The organism is Burkholderia sp. AU45251, from assembly GCF_030482905.1.
GTDB lineage: Bacteria > Pseudomonadota > Gammaproteobacteria > Burkholderiales > Burkholderiaceae > Burkholderia > Burkholderia aenigmatica.
In genome coordinates this window covers 130,824-148,049 of sequence record NZ_JAUJQH010000008.1, presented here as the reverse complement: position 1 = coordinate 148,049, position 17,226 = coordinate 130,824, and the positions used below count along the sequence as shown (strand labels likewise).

At 66.1% G+C, this 17,226-nt stretch carries 15 protein-coding genes and 1 tRNA gene; 6 read left to right on the top strand and 10 right to left on the bottom strand.

What is annotated here, in order from left to right; genetic code table 11:
• Positions 1-83: 83 nt before the first annotated feature.
• Positions 84-1,292, top strand: a complete 1,209-nt coding sequence (locus tag QZM67_RS18410) for a hypothetical protein (protein WP_301805595.1) — start codon at positions 84-86, stop codon at positions 1,290-1,292.
• 118 nt (positions 1,293-1,410) lie between these two features.
• Here QZM67_RS18410 and QZM67_RS18405 read toward each other — a convergent pair whose 3' ends face one another.
• The 10 genes from QZM67_RS18405 to QZM67_RS18360 all read right to left on the bottom strand — a co-directional run bounded on the left by QZM67_RS18405 (position 1,411) and on the right by QZM67_RS18360 (position 10,781).
• A complete protein-coding gene (locus QZM67_RS18405; RefSeq protein WP_089451216.1) occupies positions 1,411-1,761 on the bottom strand; it encodes a TonB family protein in 351 nt (116 codons plus the stop codon).
• Between the two features lie 454 nt (positions 1,762-2,215).
• Positions 2,216-3,994, bottom strand: coding sequence for a Wzy polymerase domain-containing protein (locus QZM67_RS18400; protein WP_175022039.1), 1,779 nt, complete (start codon positions 3,992-3,994; stop codon positions 2,216-2,218).
• Positions 3,995-4,147: 153 nt separating this feature from the next.
• Complete coding sequence (locus QZM67_RS18395) at positions 4,148-4,744, bottom strand: pilin (RefSeq protein WP_301805591.1); 597 nt, start codon at positions 4,742-4,744, stop codon at positions 4,148-4,150.
• 98 nt (positions 4,745-4,842) lie between these two features.
• Positions 4,843-5,547 (bottom strand): TerC family protein, encoded by a 705-nt coding sequence (locus tag QZM67_RS18390; protein WP_175022040.1) that lies wholly within the window; start codon positions 5,545-5,547, stop codon positions 4,843-4,845.
• 156 nt (positions 5,548-5,703) lie between these two features.
• A complete protein-coding gene (gene sucD / locus QZM67_RS18385; RefSeq protein WP_006477916.1) occupies positions 5,704-6,585 on the bottom strand; it encodes a succinate--CoA ligase subunit alpha in 882 nt (293 codons plus the stop codon).
• A gap of 69 nt (positions 6,586-6,654) precedes the next feature.
• Complete coding sequence (gene sucC, locus QZM67_RS18380; protein WP_043190750.1) at positions 6,655-7,821, bottom strand: ADP-forming succinate--CoA ligase subunit beta; 1,167 nt, start codon at positions 7,819-7,821, stop codon at positions 6,655-6,657.
• Between the two features lie 68 nt (positions 7,822-7,889).
• A complete protein-coding gene (locus tag QZM67_RS18375) occupies positions 7,890-8,498 on the bottom strand; it encodes a DUF2889 domain-containing protein (protein ID WP_175022041.1) in 609 nt (202 codons plus the stop codon).
• A 146-nt stretch (positions 8,499-8,644) separates the two neighbouring features.
• Entirely contained in the window at positions 8,645-9,517 is an 873-nt protein-coding gene (recX, locus tag QZM67_RS18370) for a recombination regulator RecX (protein ID WP_089451217.1), read from the bottom strand.
• Positions 9,517-10,590, bottom strand: coding sequence for a recombinase RecA (gene recA / locus QZM67_RS18365; protein ID WP_301805583.1), 1,074 nt, complete (start codon positions 10,588-10,590; stop codon positions 9,517-9,519). Before recA ends, recX begins: the two co-directional genes overlap by 1 nt.
• A gap of 50 nt (positions 10,591-10,640) precedes the next feature.
• Entirely contained in the window at positions 10,641-10,781 is a 141-nt protein-coding gene (locus QZM67_RS18360; protein ID WP_155292077.1) for a hypothetical protein, read from the bottom strand.
• Between QZM67_RS18360 and QZM67_RS18355 the strand changes: the two genes are divergently transcribed.
• The 5 genes from QZM67_RS18355 to QZM67_RS18335 all read left to right on the top strand — a co-directional run bounded on the left by QZM67_RS18355 (position 10,780) and on the right by QZM67_RS18335 (position 17,063).
• On the top strand, positions 10,780-11,508 hold the full coding sequence (locus QZM67_RS18355) for a response regulator transcription factor (protein ID WP_041492943.1): 729 nt from the start codon (positions 10,780-10,782) through the stop codon (positions 11,506-11,508). The genes QZM67_RS18360 and QZM67_RS18355 overlap by 2 nt on opposite strands.
• 17 nt (positions 11,509-11,525) lie before the next feature.
• Positions 11,526-13,073: a sensor histidine kinase gene (locus tag QZM67_RS18350; protein ID WP_301805581.1), complete on the top strand. Its 1,548-nt coding sequence runs from the start codon at positions 11,526-11,528 to the stop codon at positions 13,071-13,073.
• 226 nt (positions 13,074-13,299) lie between these two features.
• Positions 13,300-14,958: an MFS transporter gene (locus QZM67_RS18345; RefSeq protein WP_301805579.1), complete on the top strand. Its 1,659-nt coding sequence runs from the start codon at positions 13,300-13,302 to the stop codon at positions 14,956-14,958.
• 138 nt (positions 14,959-15,096) lie between these two features.
• Positions 15,097-15,173 (top strand) — tRNA-Met (locus QZM67_RS18340).
• A gap of 684 nt (positions 15,174-15,857) precedes the next feature.
• Positions 15,858-17,063, top strand: a complete 1,206-nt coding sequence (locus tag QZM67_RS18335) for an IS110 family transposase (protein ID WP_301805577.1) — start codon at positions 15,858-15,860, stop codon at positions 17,061-17,063.
• Positions 17,064-17,226 lie beyond the last annotated feature (163 nt).

Here is a 17,226-nt window from a genome sequence, read left to right as displayed (position 1 = left end):
GTCAGCAGCAGCCATTCACGGGGCATCGTCGGCCGTAACGATTTCCCGTTCGAACGATAAAAAACCAGAAAAACACATCACAAATGAAGACCCACACGCTGAAATACGGCGCGCCGCTGCTGTGCGCGCTCGCCCTGCTGCCGGCCGCCGCATCGGCCGCCGGCACCTGCCCCGCCGCCGACACCGCCGCGCGCGCGGCCATCGACGCGCAGCATCGCGTCCAGCAGATCCGCGTTCCGCCGAGCGACGGCGGCGGCGTCGACATTGCACCACCGCTGCGCGACGCGCTGCGTGCGTACAAGCAAGCGCTCGTCGGCGCGATCGACGCGCGGCTCGCGTGCAGCGACGAACAGGTCGACCCGGCCGCGCTGAAACGCACGCTCGCGACCACGCTCGGCGTGCCCGCCCAACCCACTACCCAGTTTAAAGATGGCGAATCGGCATTCGGCCGCAATCCGGACGTCGGCGTCGAACGCGGCGGCACGTCACGCCCGTTGCTTTTCGTGCGCGCCGGTTTCGACATCGCATGCGGCGACGACAACGTGCTGACCGCGTACGCCTGGGAAAACGGTGCTTGGCGGCGCGTGCTGCGCTGGCAGGCCGGCGACTACAAGGACATCGGCGGCGCGTACGGCGCCGGCTTCTGGTTCTCGGCGCTACCCGGCGGGCAGGTCGCGGTCGTCCACGGCACGCCGTGGTGCGCGTCGCGCTGGAGCCAGTTCGCCGTGGACGTGGTCGCGCCGGCCAACGGCTCGGCCGTGCAGCGCACGGTGTTCCATTCCGAGAACAGCTACGTGCTCGACGAAAACCCGATCCGCTTCAAGGTGCACCCCGACGGCTTCGAGGTGCGGGCGACGGTCGGCTCGAAGGACAGCGATGTGATGACGCGGCCGGGCGTCTTCCGCTATCGCGTCGACGGCGCCACCGTGCAGCGCGTACAGCCCGTTGCGCTCAACGGCCGCGATTTCGTCGACGAATGGCTGAAGGCGGACGATGCGCTGGCGCGCGAATGGAGCGAGCCCGCCGCCGCAGCGGCCGCGCTGAAAGGCCGACAGGTGTTCGAAAAGGCCAGCAAGACTGCCGACAGGGGGTTCGCGTACGGCCCGGTGCGCAGTTGCTCGGACAGCAAGGACCGCTTTCAGGTCGAACTCGATCTGACGGGCAACACCGGAGAAACGGTCGCGCGGCACTATGCGCTGATTCGCCAGGAGCGCAACGGGTTCACGCTGCTCGGGCTGAGCACGGCGGCCGAGCCGGCTTGCCGCGGCGCGAACCTGATGCCGCAGCACTGAACGTCGGGCGCGCGCCACAACGGCCGCGCGCATCGACTGTCGGCGGCCGAGCGAAACGGTGCGGGTGGCCGCGGCGAAGCCGGACGGCAACCCGCACGCAGGCCGCACCGCCTGCCCATCACTGGCCGCGCTGCGGCTCGAACACGAACGGTTGGGTCAGCATGAACGGGTTCGCGGTCGCGCCCGTCTGCACGCAGGTCGCGTGCGTCATCGCGTCGATGGCCGCGCGATCGGCCGCCGCATTGCGGCTGCTCGTGGTCACCGTGACGTTCTGCGCCTCGCCGGACGTCGTCATCAGCGCGCGCACGAGTACGGTTGCCGGGCGCGTGAGCGGCTTCGCGGTATCCGGATAGACGGCACGCGGAATGTGGCAGGTCAGCTTGCTTTCCTGCGACGACGACAGCATCGCGCAGCCGGAAAACAGCATCGCGACGGCGGGCAGGATCAGGTAGGTCGAGCGAATAGCCATGGTCGAATATCGTTCTTGAGCACTGTTCCGGACACACGCGCCGCGCACCGGGGAACATCGCCCGGCCGCACCGCGTGCGTCACACTGCGCCGCGGCCTTCGGACCGGCGCCCCGTTACGGCCGCACGGCCGATCGATGCCCGGCCGCGATCCTGCGTGGTGAACCTCCCGGATGGCCGGGGTACTGCTCGTGCTGACGCCGGCCCAGGCCCGATGCGAGCCGGTACGCACGCGCTTTCGCGCATTGTGCACGCGCCACCCGGAAAGCGGCGGTGATTTGACAATGGTTGACGCGAATCGTCGCGCGTTCAGCCGGAATCCGCGCAATCCGCGAGGTAATCGCTACGCGGCCGGATTCGCCGGGTTCGCGCCCGGCAGTTCGGCCCGACGCACACCGCGACTTCCTCACCGCGCGGCACATGCCGGCATTCCCCGTCCGGCAGGCGCGGCCTGCATCAATCCGAATCGTCGTCGTCCTCGTCGTCGGCCGCATCGGCCGGCACTTCGCCGTATTTCGCGACGACCGCCGCCTTGAACGGCTTCAGCGCCGGCTGCTGATCGCACAGCTTGTACAGCGCCGCCAGTTGCTGCGGCCAGTCCTTCAACTCCTTCGCAAACACGTGCAGGCGCGCGACGGTGTCGAGCGCATCGGTGTTGCGGCCCGCCAGCGCCTGCAGCGCCGCATAGCGGCGCAGCACCGTCTCGCCGGGCAGCAGCGCGATCGCGCGTTCATGCGCGGCGAGCTTGGCCGGCAGGTCGTCCGCCGAAATCGGCAGCAGCGTGGCCGCGCCGTATTCACCCCACGCGCCGAACAGCAGCGACGGTGCATCGCGGTACTGCGCGGCCGGATCGCTGCCGTAATACAGCACTTCCGCGCGCTGGTAGTCGCGCAGCACGGGCACCGCCGCCAGCACGCCGCCGACCGACAGCACCGCGAACAACCCGAACGCTGCGCGCCCCGGCAGGATGCGCAGCGGCTTCACGTCGAGCAGCCCGATCACGAACATCGCCGGCAACAGGAAGAACATGTACTGCTGCGGATACTCGACCAGCGCGTGCATCAAAAGGATGCCGATCAGCGCAAAGCCGAACACGCGCATGCTCGACTGCGGCGCGCGCACCGCACGCACAAACCACGTCACGAGCGTGACGACGAGCACGCCCAAGCCGACGAGGCCGGACTTCGCGAGCAGGTCGATGAAGATGTCGTGCGAGTTGTTCGCAATCTCGACGCCGCCGAGCGAACGCACGAGCGCGAACTGGTGCGACGGGAACTCGCCCCAGCCGACGCCGAGCAGCGGATGCTCGCGGAACATCGCGAGCCCGTACTTCCACAGCGCGAGACGCGGCGCAATCTGCCCCGCGTCGCGCATCCGGTCGGCCGCGGATTCCGCGAGATTCAGGTGATAGTGCACGTTGGCCCAGCGCACCGCGACGTTCACCGCGATGAATGCCACCGCGAGCACGACCGGGATCAGCCACGCGCGCGCATTGCCCGGCGCACGACGCGATTCGAGCCACGCCATCCAGAAGCCTGCGACGACCATGACCCCGACCTGCAGCCACGGCCCGCGCGACACCGTCAGCGCGAGACCGACCGACAGCACGATCGACAGCGCGAACCACGCCCATACCGCGAGCCGGCGCGTCTGCACGAGATACAGCGCGCCGGCGAGCGCGAACGCGATGTAGCTGGCCAGATGGTTCGCCTGCGCCATGTTGCCGTACGGACGGCGATCGACCGCGACGTTGTACATCACGACGAACGGCGACAGCGCCGACTCGAGGTGGAACAACTGCGCGATCTGGGTTCCGACCGCGAACACGCCGCCGATGAGCAGCGCACCGGCCATCATCCGCGACACGGCCTCGGCCAGCCCGTCGCGCGCGAGCGCATAGCCGGCCTGCATCGCGACCAGCGCGGCGGCAAGATAGCCGACCGCCAGCCAGTTCATCGACGGCACCTTGAGCGGGATCAGCGCGACCTGCGCGATGAGCACCACGGCGAACCCGAGCGGCGCGACGAACGCGGCCGGCGCCGCAAACGGCTCGGCCGGGCGACCCGTGCGCGCGAGCAGCACGACGGACACTCCCACCAGCAGATACAGCACCAGCGCGGAAAACTCGGAATAGAAGGTCGGGATCGGATACGTGTGATTCGTGATTGCGTACGGCACGATCAGGGCGACAGCCAGTGCAACGAGCGGCAACGAACGGGAAAAAGTGGAGGGCATGAGCGAACCGGATGTCAGCAACCGGCGCACTATACAAAACTTTCCCCCCTCTGTGCGGGGCCTTCGCGCCGCGACCCGACGCGGGATGACCGCCCGGGCCGGCGGAAGCGGCGGCCGGCATGCTGCCCGCGCCGCCCTGCCCCGCCGCCGGCACTACACGCGACACTCCGCCGGCGCATATTTCGCAGGCAGCGTCGCGGCGTCGCCCGGCAACGGCCCGGCCCCCGGCGCCGGCAACGACGACGCATCCTTGCCGGCGGCGAAGCACTCCCACGCGATCGCACCGGCCTGCATCGCGCCCTTTTTAAGCGGCACGCGCGCGGTGGGCGCATCGGCCTTGTCGGGCGCCGACGGCACGAGCACCAGCGTATTGGCGCCGGCCGCGGCGACGCGCGTGGTGAATGCGACCGTGATCTGGCCGGTCGCGCCGTCGATCGCGACGGATTCGACATTGCGGGTCGCGGCCGGCGGGCTGTAGCCGCCATCGAGGCTCGTGCCGCTTGCCGCGTTGTCGGCGACGGCAAGCCGCGCGGACGACGCGAGCGCGAGCCCCTCGCCGACGCGCGAGCGCGCCAGGTAATCCTGGTACGCGGGAATCGCATAGGCCGCGATCACGCCGACGATCGCCAGCACGATCATCAGTTCGATCAGCGTGAAGCCGGCCGGCCGCCAGCGCGGTGACGGCCGGTTCGCGCGCCGCAGATCGGCGGCCACGCGACGGAACAGGGAAATGGAAAAGGCTTCGAACATGGCAGGCTCCGGAAACGAAAAACGCCTGCCGGTAAAGGCAGGCGTCTCGATCGTAGCCAGCGGGCCGTGAATCCGGCAGTCGGCCGGACGGCCAATAGTCAGTGTGCGTGCGGTACGTCGCGGCGCTTCCTGAGCGTGTAACCGATCGCCACGACGAACAGCGCGCCTGCGATGCTCGCGCCGTAGAGGACCTCCGGCGTGTCGAGCACCGGCCAGCGGTCGCCGACCGGGTCGTTCACGATCAGCCCGCCCGCGATCCAGCCGAGCAGCCCGGCACCGAACGCCACGACGATCGGGAAACGGTCGAGCAGTTTCAGCACCAGCGTGCTGCCCCACACGATGATCGGCACGCTGACGACGAGCCCGAAGATCACCAGCGCGATCCGGTGCGACGGGTCGGCCTGCTCGGCCGCGCCGGCGATCGCGATCACGTTGTCGAGGCTCATCACCGCATCGGCGATCACGATCGTCTTCACCGCGTCCCACAGCCGGCTGGCCGGCTTGATGTCGTCGTGCGCGTCGGCGGCCGGCGCCATCAGCTTGATGCCGATCCACAGCAGCAGCAGCCCGCCGCCGAGCTTCAGGAACGGCACGTCGAGCAGCGCGACCGCGAACGTGATCAGCGCGACGCGCAGCAGGATCGCCCCCGCGGTGCCCCAGATGACACCGCGCAGCCGCTGGTTCGCGGGCAGGTTGCGGCAGGCGAGCGCGATCACGACCGCGTTGTCGCCGCCGAGCAGGATATCGATGATGACGATCTGGAGTACGGCGCCCCAGTGGAGCGACGTCAGGAATTCGAGCATGGCGTGACGGGCAGGACGGCGGCCGCCTTGCAGGCGGCCCGGTTCATCGCCGGCACATGCGCGATGCATGCCCGGTGCTTACGAATTCATTGCGCGAGCATAACAAAAAACGCCGGCAAAGCCGGCGTTTTCTGCAGGACGAACCCAGGGGAAATATTACAGCGCCTTCTTCAGCAGACGGCCCATTTCCGACGGGTTGCGCGTGACGGTGATGCCGCACGCTTCCATGATTTCCAGCTTCGCTTCGGCCGTATCCGCACCGCCCGAGATCAGCGCGCCGGCGTGGCCCATGCGCTTGCCCGGAGGCGCCGTGACGCCAGCGATGAAGCCGACGACCGGCTTCTTCATGTTGTCCTTGATCCACTCTGCCGCATTGGCTTCGTCCGGACCACCGATTTCGCCGATCATCACGACCGCATCCGTGTCCGGATCGTCGTTGAACATCTTCATCACGTCGATGTGCTTCAGACCGTTGATCGGGTCGCCGCCGATACCGACTGCCGACGACTGGCCGAGGCCGAGTGCCGTCAGCTGAGCAACCGCTTCATACGTCAGCGTGCCCGAACGCGACACGACGCCGATGCGGCCCTTGCGGTGGATGTGACCCGGCATGATGCCGATCTTCAGCTCGTCCGGCGTGATCGTGCCCGGGCAGTTCGGCCCGAGCAGCAGCGTCTTGCGGCCTTCACGGCGCATGCGGTCCTTCACTTCGATCATGTCGCGGACGGGGATGCCTTCCGTGATACAGATCGCGAGATCCAGATCGGCTTCGACCGCTTCCCAGATCGCAGCCGCTGCGCCTGCCGGCGGAACGTAGATGACCGACACGGTCGCGCCGGTTTCTGCCTTCGCTTCCTTGACGCTTGCGTAGATCGGAATGCCTTCGAAGTCTTCGCCGGCCTTCTTCGGGTTCACGCCCGCGACGAATGCTTCGCGGCCGTTTGCGTATTCACGGCAGGCGCGCGTATGGAACTGACCGGTTTTGCCGGTAATGCCCTGCGTGATGACCTTCGTGTCCTTGTTGATCAGAATCGACATGTATTTTGACCTCTGTTCGATTGGCGTCGCGAGCGAACCGCGCCGCCATGCGTGTTCATTAGCGCGCGCTTACTTGCCTGCGGCAGCCGCGACGACCTTCTGCGCAGCTTCTTCCATGCTGTCCGCCGAGATGATCGGCAGGCCCGAATCGGCCAGCATCTTCTTGCCGAGGTCCTCGTTCGTGCCCTTCATGCGCACGACGAGCGGCACGTTCAGGTTCACGGCCTTCGAACCGGCGATCACGCCTTCCGCGATCACGTCGCAGCGCATGATGCCGCCGAAGATGTTCACGAGGATCGCCTTCAGATCCGGGTTCTTCAGCATCAGCTTGAACGCTTCGGTGACCTTCTCGGTCGTCGCGCCACCGCCGACGTCCAGGAAGTTCGCCGGCTCGCCGCCGAACAGCTTGATGGTGTCCATCGTCGCCATTGCCAGGCCTGCGCCGTTCACGAGACAGCCGATGTTGCCGTCGAGCGAGATGTACGCGAGGTCGAACTTCGACGCTTCGATTTCAGCCGGATCTTCTTCGTCCAGGTCGCGGTAAGCGACGATTTCCGGGTGGCGGAACAGCGCGTTCGCGTCGAAGTTGAACTTCGCGTCGAGTGCGGTGACCTTGCCGTCGCCCGAGACGTTCAGCGGGTTGATTTCGGCCAGCGATGCGTCGGTTTCCCAGAATGCCTTGTACAGGCCTTGCAGGATCGCGCGCGCTTGCGGAATCGAAGCAGCCGGCACGCCGATCTTCGCGGCGAGATCGTCGGCCTGAGCGTCGAGCAGGCCCGTCGACGGCTCGACGATGACCTTGTGGATCAGTTCCGGGTGCTTTTCGGCGACTTCTTCGATGTCCATGCCGCCTTCGCTCGAACCCATCAGAACGATCTTTTGCGACACGCGATCGACGACGAGGCTGACATACAGTTCCTGCTTGATGTCAGCGCCTTCTTCGATCATCAGACGGTTGACCTTCTGGCCTTCCGGACCGGTCTGGTGCGTGACGAGCTGCATGCCGAGGATCTGGTTCGCGTATTCACGAACCTGCTCGATCGACTTCGCCACCTTCACGCCGCCGCCCTTGCCACGGCCACCCGCGTGAATCTGAGCCTTCACGACCCAAACCGGGCCGCCGAGCTCTTCTGCCACCTTGACGGCCTCGTCAACCGAGAACGCCGGCTTGCCGCGCGGTACCGCGACTCCGAATTTCCGCAGGATTTCCTTACCCTGGTACTCGTGAATCTTCATGCGTGATTCCCTTCAGTCTGAGAGTTGGATGAAAAGTCGCTTTAGACGCTTCTTCGAATGATTTCCGTTCATTCCTTCGTGCTGCCATCACCGGGCACGTCCGGCCGGCTCGCGCCATACCAGCGCGGGTAGTACTGCCGCACGACCTCACCGTCGAACCGCAACGCCCGGCAGCGGCCGAGCTGGAAAGGCGCTTCGTCGTGTGCGCCGTCATGATCCGGCCCTTCGCCGCCCTCTTCGCGCACGTTCCACACATCACCGGCGAACGCCTGGATCGCTGCCGTCGGCAGCACGGCGCACAGTTCGGTGAGATGGGAGCAGCCTGCGACGCCGGCGAGCAGCCGGTTCGCGTTGCGGCGGAAATTGCGGAAGAGATTGAGCCCGATGAGGGCCCGATAGGCGGGAGGGGCGGATTGACAGTGACCGGGATAGGGAACCCATTCCGAAGACGCTTCGGCGTCGACGACATTGAGGTCACGATCGATAGTCACGCGCAGCCAGAGTTCGTGGATCGGCAGGCCCTGGGGCCGGATGCCCGACGCAAGCGCGACATCGCGCGGCTTGTGGTCGGTCAGGCAGGCTTCGATGTCCCACAAGCCGTCGCCGCGCTCGTAAGCTTCCGCTCGGATTGCGCGTTGATGTCGCAACTGACGGGGCACGGGCTCGGATAGCGGCATGCTGGAGGTTGAGGCCGAAGAGGAAAACCCGTGGATTTTAGCATATTGGGTATTTGAGACAGCTTGACGCGACGGCGGGTATTCCCGCCTGTCCGGAAGTGGTTGCGTTGCAGCAAAATCGCGCGCCATGCGCGCGATCGGCGCGGTCAGTCGTCGATCAGGAAATCGTCGCCGACCTTCAGCAACTTCACGATGGTCGCGCTCGAGAAGCCGCGTGCGGCGAGAAAGCGCGCCTGCTTGGCACGCTCGGCCGGCGTTTGCGGCAGTGCACCGAATTTCTTGCGCCAGACTGCCTGCGCACGCGCCCATTCGGTCTCGCGGAGCTGCGCGTTCACTTCCTCGACGAGCGTGTCGCCCACCGCATGACGCTTCAGCTCGCTGACGATGCGTGCGACACCAACGCGCGACGCGCGACGATGCACGAGGCTCTCGGCAAAGCGCGCGTCGGACAGCCAGCCTTCCTGTTCCAGCGCATCGAGCACCGGCTCGACGGATTCGTCTTCGCCGACGTAGGGCGCGAGCTTGCGCGCGAGTTCCGCGCGGCTGTATTCGCGGCGGGATAGATAGCCGAGCGCGCGGCCCTTCAACGATCGCTGAGGCTTCGACGACTTGCGCTCGGTCGCGCCCGGAGCGTCACCTGGCGAAGCACTGGAAGAAGAAGCACCCGACGCGCGACGTGTGCGACGCGGATGCTGGCTGCTGCGCGTATAGACATCTTCCCTGGCCGGCGCCGATGCGTCGGCTGCGCGATCGCCCGGGAAGCTGACACCGGACACGCGACGACGGGAGCGGTCGTGCGCGTCGAACGACTCATCGTCGTCGAACGGATCGTCCGGTGCGGTAATCTCAAACGAAACGAGGGCATCGTCGGATGCCCTCGTCGCGGTGCGGTTCGCGGCATGGCTGCCTGCGACCCGCCGATCGGCGCCCGAGGATCCGGCTCGCCGGCCGGAGCGACCCGCCGTTTCGGGCACGTCGCTCTCCTCCGGCTCGCCAGCCTGACCTCGGCGCCCGACCATCACTCTTCTTCGTCCATCGCCTCGGCTTCGTCCAGGCCAGCACCATCGGGCATGGCGACCACGCCAAGCGATTCGCGAATGCGGTTCTCGATCTCGCGTGCGATTTCCGGATTCTCGCGCAGGAATTCACGCGCGTTGTCCTTGCCTTGGCCGATCTTCTCGCCGTTGTAGCTGTACCAGGCGCCCGCCTTGTCGACGATCTTCGCCTGCACGCCGAGATCGATGATCTCGCCCTGACGCGAAATACCTTCGCCATACAGGATGTCGAAGATCGCTTCGCGGAACGGCGGCGACACCTTGTTCTTGACGACCTTCACGCGGGTTTCGTTGCCGATCACCTCGTCGTTCTTCTTGATCGAGCCGATCCGGCGGATGTCGAGACGCACCGACGAGTAGAACTTCAGCGCGTTACCGCCCGTCGTGGTTTCCGGGTTGCCGAACATCACGCCGATCTTCATCCGGATCTGGTTGATGAAAATCACCAGGCAGTTCGTGCGCTTGATCGTGCCGGTCAGCTTGCGCAGCGCCTGCGACATCAGGCGGGCCTGCAGACCCGGCAGCGAATCGCCCATCTCGCCTTCGATTTCGGCCTTCGGCACGAGCGCCGCGACCGAGTCGATGACGATCATGTCGATCGAGCCCGAGCGCACCAGCGCGTCGGTGATTTCAAGCGCCTGCTCGCCGGTGTCCGGCTGCGAGATCAGCAGCTCCGGCACGTTCACGCCGAGCTTCGCTGCATATTGAACGTCGAGCGCGTGCTCGGCGTCGATGAACGCCGCCGTACCGCCGATCTTCTGCAGTTCGGCAATGACCTGCAGCGTGAGCGTGGTTTTACCGGACGATTCCGGACCGTAGATCTCGACCACCCGGCCGCGCGGCAGGCCGCCGACGCCAAGCGCGATATCGAGACCGAGCGAGCCCGTGGACACGACCTGGATGTTCTCCGTCGCCTCGCCGTCGCCCATGCGCATGATCGAGCCCTTGCCGAACTGCTTTTCGATCTGGGCAAGCGCGGCGGCCAGCGCCTTGCTCTTCTCGGCGGTCATCCCGGAGCCCTTCTTGCTATCTTCCATGAATCGTCCTTTGCTATGATGAGCAGCGTCTGTTAGAGGCGCGCCCGCTTTCAAGCGCCGCCCACGAATGCAGACACTGTATAAAAAAACAGTGTTTTGTGCAAGCCCGCAATGCAGGCTGCGTTGTACACGAATAACTTCGGAGACAGCCGGCCGGCGCGAACGCCCTGCCGGCCATCGGTCAGCATCATGCGAATTCTCATCGCGGAAGACGACAGCATACTCGCGGACGGCCTCACCCGGTCACTCCGCCAATCGGGCTATGCGGTCGACCACGTGAAGACCGGCGTCGACGCCGATACGGCGCTGTCGATGCAGACGTTCGACCTGCTGATCCTCGATCTCGGGCTCCCGAAAATGCCCGGGCTCGACGTGCTCAAGCGCCTGCGCGCCCGCAATTCCAACCTCCCCGTGCTGATCCTGACGGCCGCCGACAGCGTCGACGAGCGCGTGAAGGGGCTCGACCTCGGCGCCGACGACTACATGGCCAAGCCGTTCGCGCTCAACGAGCTCGAGGCGCGCGTGCGCGCGCTGACCCGGCGCGGCGCGGGCGGCGGCCCGACCGTCGTGCGCCACGGCTCGCTCGCGTTCGACCAGGTCGGCCGCATCGCGTATGCGAACGATCACGTGCTCGATCTCTCCGCACGCGAGCTCGGCCTGCTCGAGGTGCTGCTGCAGCGGATCGGCCGGCTCGTGTCGAAGGAGCAGCTCGTCGACCATCTGTGTGAATGGGGCGAGGAAGTCAGCAACAACGCGATCGAAGTCTACGTGCACCGGCTGCGCAAGAAGATCGAACCCAGCGGCGTACGGATCTCGACCGTGCGCGGCCTCGGCTATTGCCTCGAGAAGGTCGCGCCCGCCGCGCCGGCCGACACGGCAGCGCCCCAGCCCGCGGTGGCCGGCACGCCGCTGCGCTGAACCCGGGCGTCGCCGCGATGGCCACGCCGGCCCATACCCGCCACCCGACCGGCGCGCCGTCGTCGGCCGCCGACGAGGCGCGCGACGCGCGCTACGAGAACCCGTTCGCGCCACCCGACGAAACCGATGCGCCCGAGGCACCGCGCCCGCGCTCGCTGTTCGGCGAGATCCTCGACTGGATGCTCGCGCCGCTGCTGCTGCTATGGCCGATGAGCATCGCCGTCACCTATCTGGTCGCGAAGACGATCGCGAACGGCCCGTTCGACCGCGCGCTCGAGACCAACGCGTACGTGCTCGCGCGGCAGATCCATCCGGTAAACGGTGTCGCCGAGCTGACGCTGCCGGAGCAGACACGCGACTTCCTGCGCGCGGACAACGTCGACAGCGTTTACTTCCAGGTGCTCGGCACACGCGGCGAGCTGGTCGCGGGCGAAGCCGACATGCCGCTGCCGCGCGACGAGGATCGCCCGCCGCCAGGCGTCGTCATGTTCCGCGACGACCTGCTGCGCGGCAACGACGTGCGCGTCGCCTATACGACGGTCGCGCTGCCGCAACCGGGCAACACGCAGCCCGTGCTCGTGCAGGTCGGCGAAACGCTGGACAAGCGCAACGCGCTCGCGAACGACATCATCAAGGGCGTGATCCTGCCGCAATTCGTGATCCTGCCGCTCGCGATCCTGCTGGTCTGGTTCGGGCTGTCGCGCGGCCTCGCGCCGCTCAACGCGCTGCAGGCGCACATCCGCGCGCGGCGGCCCGACGACCTGTCGCCCGTCGAGGCGCAGCGCGCGCCGCCCGAGATCGAGCCGCTCGTCACGTCGTTCAACGACCTGCTCGCGCGTCTCGAACAGAACATGGCGCTGCAAAAGCGCTTCATCGCCGACGCCGCGCACCAGATGAAGACCCCGCTCGCGGGCCTGCGCACGCAGGCCGAGTTCGCGCTGCGCCACCCTGTCCCGCCCGACGTGCAGCGCTCGCTCGAGCAGATCGCGACGAGCTCCGAGCAGGCCGCGCGGCTCGTCACGCAGTTGCTCGCGCTGGCGCGCGCCGAGAACCGCGCGAGCGGGCTGACGTTCGAGCCGGTCGAGATCGCCACACTCGCGCGGCGCGCGGTACGCGACTGGGTGCAGGCCGCGCTCGCGAAACGGATGGATCTCGGCTACGAAGGCCCGCCGGACGACACGCCGCTCGACGTCGATGGCAATCCGGTGATGCTGCGCGAGATGCTCGGCAACCTGATCGACAACGCGATCCGCTACACGCCGGACGGCGGCCGCATCACGGTGCGCGTGTGCGCCGAGCCTGCGGAGCGGGTCGTGCATCTCGAAGTCGAGGACACCGGGCCGGGCATCCCGGCCGCCGAACGCGAGCGCGTCGTCGAGCGCTTCTACCGGATCCTCGGCCGCGAAGGCGACGGCAGCGGCCTCGGGCTCGCGATCGTGCGCGAGATCGCCACGCAGCACGGCGGCACGCTGACCCTCGACGATCACGTGTACCAGCACGCACCGCGCCTCGCCGGCACGCTCGTGCGCATCAGCCTGCCGCTGACCGACACCGCCCCGGATTAACCCTGACGCGCGCCGCCGCAGCACGCCGCAATTGCACCAAAACCAGCGATTTGCCGGACGTTCGACGCAAGATGAGCGCACAAAGCGACCGATTCGACGCGGGTTAACGCGCAGTCGTTTTGCACGCGCGAGTCAGTCCGCCGTAAGTTTCCGTACCAATAATCGTCCACAGGCCCGCTCACCCAAGGCGGCCGCATATCTATATCAAGGGACTTGGAGACGACTCATGGCAACGTTAGGCGGGCAAATTTCGCACGCGCCGATGACGGGCGAAGAGAAGAAGGTGATCTTCGCGTCGTCGCTCGGCACCGTGTTCGAGTGGTACGACTTTTACCTGGCCGGCTCGCTCGCGGCCTACATCAGCAAGAGTTTCTTCTCCGGCGTCAATCCAACCGCCGCGTTCATCTTCACACTGCTCGGCTTCGCGGCCGGCTTCGCGGTGCGGCCGTTCGGCGCGATCGTGTTCGGCCGGCTCGGCGACATGGTCGGACGCAAGCACACGTTCCTCGTGACGATCGTGATCATGGGCATCTCGACGTTCGTGGTCGGCTTCCTGCCCGGCTACACGTCGATCGGCATTGCCGCGCCCGTGATCTTCATCGCGATGCGGCTGCTGCAGGGTCTCGCGCTCGGCGGCGAATACGGCGGCGCGGCGACCTACGTCGCCGAGCATGCGCCGGCCAACCGTCGCGGCTTCTACACCGCGTGGATCCAGACGACCGCCACGCTCGGCTTGTTCCTGTCGCTGCTCGTGATTCTCGGCGTGCGCACGTTCATCGGCGAGGAAGCGTTCGGCAGCTGGGGCTGGCGCGTGCCGTTCGTCGCGTCGATCCTGCTGCTCGCGGTGTCGGTGTGGATCCGGATGCAGCTGAACGAATCGCCGGTGTTCATGCGCATCAAGGCCGAAGGCAAGACGTCGAAAGCGCCGCTGACCGAGGCGTTCGGCCAGTGGAAGAACCTGAAGATCGTGATCCTCGCGCTCGTCGGCCTGACCGCCGGCCAGGCCGTCGTGTGGTACACGGGCCAGTTCTACGCGCTGTTCTTCCTCACGCAGACGCTGAAGGTGGACGGTGCGAGCGCGAACATCCTGATCGCGATCGCGCTCTTGATCGGCACGCCGTTCTTCCTGTTCTTCGGTTCGCTGTCGGACAAGATCGGCCGCAAGCCGATCATCCTCGCGGGCTGCCTGATCGCCGCGCTGACCTACTTCCCGCTGTTCAAGGCCCTCACGCACTACGCGAACCCGCAGCTCGAGATTGCGACGCAGAAGGCGCCGATCTCGGTGATCGCCGATCCGGCCAGCTGCGCGTTCCAGTTCAACCCGGTCGGCACGTCGAAGTTCACCGACTCGTGCGACATCGCGAAGGGCGCGCTCGCGAAGGCCGGCCTGAACTACGAGAACGTCGCGGCACCGGCCGGTACGACCGCGCAGATCAAGGTCGGCGACACGGTGGTCGCGGCCTATGACGGCAAGGCGGCCGACGCGAAGGCGCAGGGCGCGGCGTTCGACAAGACGCTCGCGTCAACGCTGAAGTCGGCCGGCTACCCGGCGAAGGCCGACCCGGCGCAGCTCAACTGGCCGATGACGATCGTGGTCCTGACGATCCTCGTGATCTACGTGACGATGGTCTACGGCCCGATCGCCGCGATGCTGGTCGAGATGTTCCCGACGCGGATCCGCTACACGTCGATGTCGCTGCCCTATCACATCGGCAACGGCTGGTTCGGCGGCTTCCTGCCGGCAACCGCGTTCGCGATCGTCGCGGCGAAGGGCAACATCTACTCGGGCCTCTGGTATCCGATCGTGATCGCGCTGGGCACGTTCGTGATCGGCCTGCTGTTCGTCAAGGAGACGAAGGACTCGAATATCTACGCGCAGGATTGAGGCCGGGTGGCGGGCGGGTTCCGGTGAACGGCAACCCGCCCCGCGACGAGGCCGGCGCGGGCCGACAGCAACCTTTTTCACGGAAGACGAAAAAAGGTGTTGACAGCCAGACCGGCATTCTCCATAATTCATTTCTTCGGCGAATTAGCTCAGTCGGTTAGAGCGACGGAATCATAATCCGCAGGTCCGGGGTTCGAATCCCTGATTCGCCACCAAATGCGAGAGCCCGGTAGATCTTTGATCTACCGGGCTTTTTCAATTTCCCTGCTGACTTCACTGCGAGCTTCTATTTTCCGATCGTCTCGCGGCGCAAATTCGGCGCAACATGCGATGCAGACTTCAGGTGAAGAGCACCATGGCGGCAGCACTGGCCTCCCCTCCCACCTGTTCAGGCCATCCGGACACCGACCGAGATTCCACCAGTTCGGAGTTCAATCAGTCCCACCCCGATTCGTGAACCAGACGAGATCTGTCAGGCTGTCGTAATGTCTCGCTGAGCCACACAGCTTCCAAGTGGCGTAGTTGCATCGTCCACGGCTGTCGCATCGTCAATCACCTGCCCCGCCTCGGTGAGTTCGCAATGCCCACACGTGAAGAGACCCCGCGCATCAGCCACGATACCGCTCCGACAGCAACCGGCACGCGGACTAACCTGCGCGCGGTTATGCCCCCGTTACTATCTTCACGCTCCAATAATCGGGGCTATGGCCAGCCAGGCCCGGCATGATTCCCGCCCCCAGTCGCAGTCATGATCCGGGGGGTGTTGTCACCGGGCCTGGTGGGTGGCTGGTGATCGCTGATAGGGGTTTGGCCGGGATATCCCGACGCCGTCCGTAACGTGGATGCCGAGACTTGCCACCGTTGTTGCAGGCCAATCCGTTCACTCTGCATAAACTTCGATGCAAGACACTCAACAACGTGACGCCGTCGATGTCTTTGTCGGCGTCGATGTCGGTAAAGGCCATCATCACGCCGTGGCACTCGATCGGAACGGTAAGCGCCTGTACAACAAGGCGCTACCCAACGACGAGGCCAAGCTGCGCGCCCTCATCACCGAACTCAAGACGCACGGTCGACTACTGTTCGTCGTCGATCAGCCCTCCACCATCGGCGCGCTTCCGGTGGCCGTCGCTCGCGATGAAGGCGTACTCGTCGCCTATCTGCCGGGACTGGCTATGCGCCGCATCGCCGATCTGCATGCGGGCGAAGCCAAGACTGATGCCCGCGATGCCGCGATCATTGCCGAAGCTGCCCGCTCGATGCCGCACACGCTGCGTTCACTTCGATTGGCGGACGAGCAACTCGCCGAGCTCACCATGCTGTGCGGCTTCGATGACGACCTCGCCGCTCAGGTCACGCAAACCAGCAACCGCATTCGAGGCTTGCTTACCCAGATCCACCCGGCGCTTGAGCGTGTTCTCGGGCCACGCCTCGACCATCCAGCGGTCCTCGATCTGCTTGAGCGCTATCCGTCACCCGCCGCGCTTGCCGGCACCACCGAGAAGACGCTCGCCAATCGCCTGACCAAGCTCGCTCCTCGCATGGGCAAAGGCTTGGCGGCCGAGATCGTTCAGGCACTGCGCGAACAAGCCGTGATCGTGCCCGGCACGCAAGCCGCCACCATCGTCATGCCCCGTTTAGCCCAGCAGCTTGCAGCCTTGCGTAAGCAACGCGACGAGGTCGCTGCCGAAGTGGAGCGACTGGTGCTTGCTCACCCTCTTTGGCCGGTCCTGACCAGCATGCCGGGAGTCGGCGTCAGGACCGCCGCCAGACTCCTGACCGAGGTCGCCCATAAGGCATTCGCTTCGGCTGCACATCTGGCGGCCTACGCCGGCCTCGCGCCGGTTACTCGGCGCTCAGGTTCATCGATACGGGGTGAACATCCATCCAGACGCGGCAACAAGGTGCTCAAGCGTGCCTTGTTCCTATCCGCCTTCGCGGCATTGCGAGACCCCGTCTCGCGGGCTTACTACGCCCGCAAGATCCAACAGGGCAAGCGTCACAACCAAGCGCTCATCGCGCTCGCACGGCGACGCTGCGACGTTCTGTTCGCCATGCTGCGCGACGGCACCATTTACCAACCCAAGTCAGCCCCTAACGCTTGACGAAACACATAGGCCCCCCCCCGCCGACCGGTTGAAGTCGCACCAGTTCAGCCGCCGCTCCTTACGCTGTCCAATAGCCAACATATTCACCTGAAACTTGCAAGCGTTGGCGAGATTCGAGACGTTATCGATTACCGGCGAATCCGCACAGAGAAACCGGATT

Coding starts and splice junctions, on each gene's coding strand:
- QZM67_RS18410 (WP_301805595.1), top strand. CDS start 84: ATGAAGACCCACACGCTGAAATACGGCGCGCCGCTGCTGTGCGCGCTC.
- sucD (WP_006477916.1), bottom strand. CDS start 6,585: ATGTCGATTCTGATCAACAAGGACACGAAGGTCATCACGCAGGGCATT.
- QZM67_RS18360 (WP_155292077.1), bottom strand. CDS start 10,781: ATGATGCTGACCGATGGCCGGCAGGGCGTTCGCGCCGGCCGGCTGTCT.
- QZM67_RS18355 (WP_041492943.1), top strand. CDS start 10,780: ATGCGAATTCTCATCGCGGAAGACGACAGCATACTCGCGGACGGCCTC.
- QZM67_RS18400 (WP_175022039.1), bottom strand. CDS start 3,994: ATGCCCTCCACTTTTTCCCGTTCGTTGCCGCTCGTTGCACTGGCTGTC.
- QZM67_RS18395 (WP_301805591.1), bottom strand. CDS start 4,744: ATGTTCGAAGCCTTTTCCATTTCCCTGTTCCGTCGCGTGGCCGCCGAT.
- recA (WP_301805583.1), bottom strand. CDS start 10,590: ATGGAAGATAGCAAGAAGGGCTCCGGGATGACCGCCGAGAAGAGCAAG.
- QZM67_RS18405 (WP_089451216.1), bottom strand. CDS start 1,761: ATGGCTATTCGCTCGACCTACCTGATCCTGCCCGCCGTCGCGATGCTG.
- QZM67_RS18350 (WP_301805581.1), top strand. CDS start 11,526: ATGGCCACGCCGGCCCATACCCGCCACCCGACCGGCGCGCCGTCGTCG.
- QZM67_RS18390 (WP_175022040.1), bottom strand. CDS start 5,547: ATGCTCGAATTCCTGACGTCGCTCCACTGGGGCGCCGTACTCCAGATC.
- QZM67_RS18375 (WP_175022041.1), bottom strand. CDS start 8,498: ATGCCGCTATCCGAGCCCGTGCCCCGTCAGTTGCGACATCAACGCGCA.
- recX (WP_089451217.1), bottom strand. CDS start 9,517: ATGGTCGGGCGCCGAGGTCAGGCTGGCGAGCCGGAGGAGAGCGACGTG.
- QZM67_RS18335 (WP_301805577.1), top strand. CDS start 15,858: ATGCAAGACACTCAACAACGTGACGCCGTCGATGTCTTTGTCGGCGTC.
- QZM67_RS18345 (WP_301805579.1), top strand. CDS start 13,300: ATGGCAACGTTAGGCGGGCAAATTTCGCACGCGCCGATGACGGGCGAA.
- sucC (WP_043190750.1), bottom strand. CDS start 7,821: ATGAAGATTCACGAGTACCAGGGTAAGGAAATCCTGCGGAAATTCGGA.